Origin of the sequence: Synechococcus sp. R8-2, assembly GCF_047461715.1 — a bacterium.
Classification (GTDB): Bacteria; Cyanobacteriota; Cyanobacteriia; order Thermostichales; family Thermostichaceae; genus Thermostichus.
Genome location: NZ_JANSHQ010000198.1, coordinates 1 through 3,122 on the forward strand (window position 1 = coordinate 1; position 3,122 = coordinate 3,122).

The following is a 3,122-nucleotide window of genomic DNA, read 5'->3' on the forward strand; positions in this document are numbered from 1 at the left end:
GCGGGCCTCCAGCCCGAAAATTCGGTGACTGTCTATCAAGTAAAGCCCCGCCTACTGATGTTCGAAGACGTTACTGAAGCCCAACAGATCCAGCTCTACCAAAGTAGGCAAATGTTGGAAACACTGCTGCGCCAACTCCCAGCGTTCTTCCCGCCGTAACATCTCCGCCAACTTGTGGCGCACCGGGATCAAATAGCGAACATCGTTGGCGGCATATTCCAGCTGTTCGGCGGATAGCGCGTGGACGGCTCCCCAATCGGAGCTTTGGGCAGTTTTGTTGAGTTCGACCCCGCACAGCTCGCTCACCACATCTTTGAGGCTGTGTTTGCTGGTGTAGGTGCGGGCCAGTTTGCTGGCAATTTTGGTGCAAAAGACGGGCCACGCCCGGATCCCCAGGTGATAGCGCAGCATCGCCAGGTCAAAGCGGGCGTAGTGGAAAATCTTTTCAATGCTTGGAGCCATCAGCAGCTGCGCCAAAAAGGGGGCCTGCTTTACCCCGCGGCTCAGCCGCAACAGCACCACCTCACCGGCGGAGTTGGCGATTTGCACCACGCAAAGCCTGTCCCGCTGCGGGATCAGCCCCATTGTTTCTGTATCCACGGCCAGGTAAGGTTCCCTGGCCAGGGCCTTTGCCACTGCAGGGGTGAGATCTTCGTCACAGAGCTGAAAAGGTTGCAGGCCCACTCAGGATCTCTCAAAAGGGTGTTTTGGCTGCATAACCAAGCGGCGAAGGCCAGGCAACTACCAGCTAGACTTGACCACACCTGGCAATAAGCCTCTGTGGGCCATTTCCCGCAGGCTGTTGCGACAGAGGCCGAAATCGCGGAAGTAACCCCGGGGGCGCCCGGTTTTCCAGCAGCGGTTGCGCAGGCGTGTGGGCGAGCTGGCCCGAGGGAGTTTTTGCAGTTGGGCGTGCAGCTCCATGCGGGTGGCCTGGTCGATGTTGGGATCGGCCATGGCCGCTTTCAGTTGTTGGCGCTTCTCCCGATACTTCTCGACCAAGCGTTGGCGCTTTTTCTCCCGCTCGATCATGCTCTTTTTAGCCACGGCTCACTGTTTCCCCAGATTTTTCAGCTTTACTAGAATAACGGGGAGCAGCGGCCCCAAGCAAGGGGATCCCAGGCCCGCCCACGGCCATCCTTGCCCATGTTTTTCCGGTCTCCGTGGGATCCCTGAGGCCAGCCCCTCGGCTTGGGGGCAACCTACCTCTACAGGCGAGGTTGGTGTTGGGTGATGGCCATTTCCAGAGTGATCCCGTTTATCGCCACCAAGTTTAGGGTTTCCCCAGAGCAGATTGAGGCCACGCGCGTGATTCTCCACAAGCCGCCGGCTCTGTTGGCAGTGCTGAAGTCGGCCTCTCCACTGCCCAAAGAGGTTTTGCAGGATCCCAGTTTGGCCTATATCTATCCTGCCGCCTTCATTCAATGGTCGAAGTGCATGCATGGCTTGGCGGATTGGGATACCGTGCCGGCACTGAGCTACGCCGATTATGTGGCGCAAATGGAGCTGGCCTTTATGCCGACCGATATTGCCCTGAGCGGCCATTAGGGATCCCTTGGGTTGGCCATCCCATTTCGGAAGATGCGCCGGGAAGCCTCGCGGACAAACTCTTTGAGCCAACCGGATTTTTGGGTATTTTGCACCTGGGCTTTGACCACCGCCTGCATCCCCCCTTCGCCCCAGCTTTGGTTGTGCTGGAAGTACTCAATGAAGCTCTTGCCGGCAATGCGGGTGAGATAGCCAGCGCTGGCCGCCTGAATGGGGGCTGTCGCCAGAAAACCGACGACGCTTACCTCGGCAACGGTGGCCAAGATCCCCGTGGTCAGTTGGATCGCTCCTTCCACCAAGCCCAAGCCGGCTAAGGTTTTGGCCAGAGACAAGGCCAGCTCCCGCCCCTGCTGCAGATCCATCTTGCAGCCGTAAAGGGATCCCAGTTCCACCACCATCTGGGCGTTGATGGCGGCAATGGCCAGCAGATCCACCGCCGGGATGGGGTTGGCGAACACCACTCCTGTAACAATCCACTGAAAGCGATCGATCACCTCCTCCGCCTGCCGGCGCAGTTGGGCTTGGAGAATCCGCTTGGCCTCTTCCCCCAACTGTTGCGATTGCAGCAGGGCATTGTCCAAGGCCAGGGATCCCCCCTCGGCATAGAGCACCGCCTGCACGCGATCCCGCACGGCGGCCACATCCGGCTCCGGTCGCCAGGTTTGGGATCCCACCCGCACAGGGGCTGGAGCAGCGGCAGCTATCAACACATCCTGAGGTGGAATCAGGGGGTAGACCCGCTCCCGCAGGCGTTGCAAGAGGATCTGCCGTTCTTCTGAGGTGTAGCGATCCGCTTTGTTCAGGATCAGCAAGGCCCGCTTGCCCAGGGCGATCAACCGGCGCAAGGGATCCACCTCTGACTGGCGCAGATCCCCATCCACCACCACCAGCAGCAGATCGGCAGCTTGGGCTTGGGCTTGCGCCTCCTGTTCCCGCATCACCCCTGCCGGGCCGATCTCCAAAATGCCGGGGCAATCCACGATCTGCACCGGCTGCGGGATCCCGGGCAAGTTCCAATCGTAACAAGCTACCGCCTGGGTGGTGCCCAGAGTGGCCCCCACCGCCCCCGCCCGCCGCCCCAGCAGCGCGTTCACCAGAGAAGTCTTGCCCGCCGACCCGGTGCCGAAGACCACCACCTTCAGTTGGGGCTGGGCCAACTGTTGGGCCAGCAGAGCCGACCGTTCTGCCAGCGCTGCCCGCGCCACTTCATCCTGGATTTGCGCTAGCTGCGCCTCCAGTTGAGCCAAGTTCTGTTGCGCCGCTTTCCGCTTTTCCAAAGCCGTCTCCGGCAAGGCAGGGGGTCTCCTGCTGGGGGCGGGTTGGCGAAACAGAAACAAGTAGTAGATGGCAGCGGCCAAAAACACCAGCAGCAGCAGCAGCAGCACCCCGATCAACAGCCCCCCCAAAATCGGGTGGTAGCGGGTGGCGTAGTACAGATCGAGAAACGATTGGATTAGCCAAACGATCAGGCCGGCGAACGAGGCCAACAGCGCCAACAACAGCAGCAAGCGCAGGTAAGGAAGCGACCGCATAGGGATCCAACAAGGCCACAACCGTTCGCGTCAGCGGGACGG

Annotated in this window: 4 protein-coding genes; 1 reads left to right on the plus strand and 3 read right to left on the minus strand. The window is 60.4% G+C overall.

The genetic code is table 11. The annotated features are described in order from the left end of the window. Positions 1-51 precede the first annotated feature (51 nt). Together NW819_RS05345 and rpsN are read right to left on the minus strand one after the other, a co-directional pair. Complete coding sequence (locus NW819_RS05345) at positions 52-684, minus strand: ribonuclease D (RefSeq protein ID WP_414413117.1); 633 nt, start codon at positions 682-684, stop codon at positions 52-54. A gap of 57 nt (positions 685-741) precedes the next feature. Further along, positions 742-1,047: a 30S ribosomal protein S14 gene (gene rpsN, locus NW819_RS05350; RefSeq protein WP_011432985.1), complete on the minus strand. Its 306-nt coding sequence runs from the start codon at positions 1,045-1,047 to the stop codon at positions 742-744. Between the two features lie 186 nt (positions 1,048-1,233). Here rpsN and NW819_RS05355 point away from each other — a divergent pair, with 186 nt between their 5' ends. Beyond that, positions 1,234-1,548 (plus strand): hypothetical protein, encoded by a 315-nt coding sequence (locus NW819_RS05355; RefSeq protein WP_414413118.1) that lies wholly within the window; start codon positions 1,234-1,236, stop codon positions 1,546-1,548. On the opposite strand, the gene NW819_RS05360 is transcribed toward NW819_RS05355, so the two are convergent. Then, a complete protein-coding gene (locus NW819_RS05360) occupies positions 1,545-3,080 on the minus strand; it encodes a YcjF family protein (RefSeq protein WP_414413119.1) in 1,536 nt (511 codons plus the stop codon). The genes NW819_RS05355 and NW819_RS05360 overlap by 4 nt on opposite strands. Between the last annotated feature and the right edge of the window lie 42 nt (positions 3,081-3,122).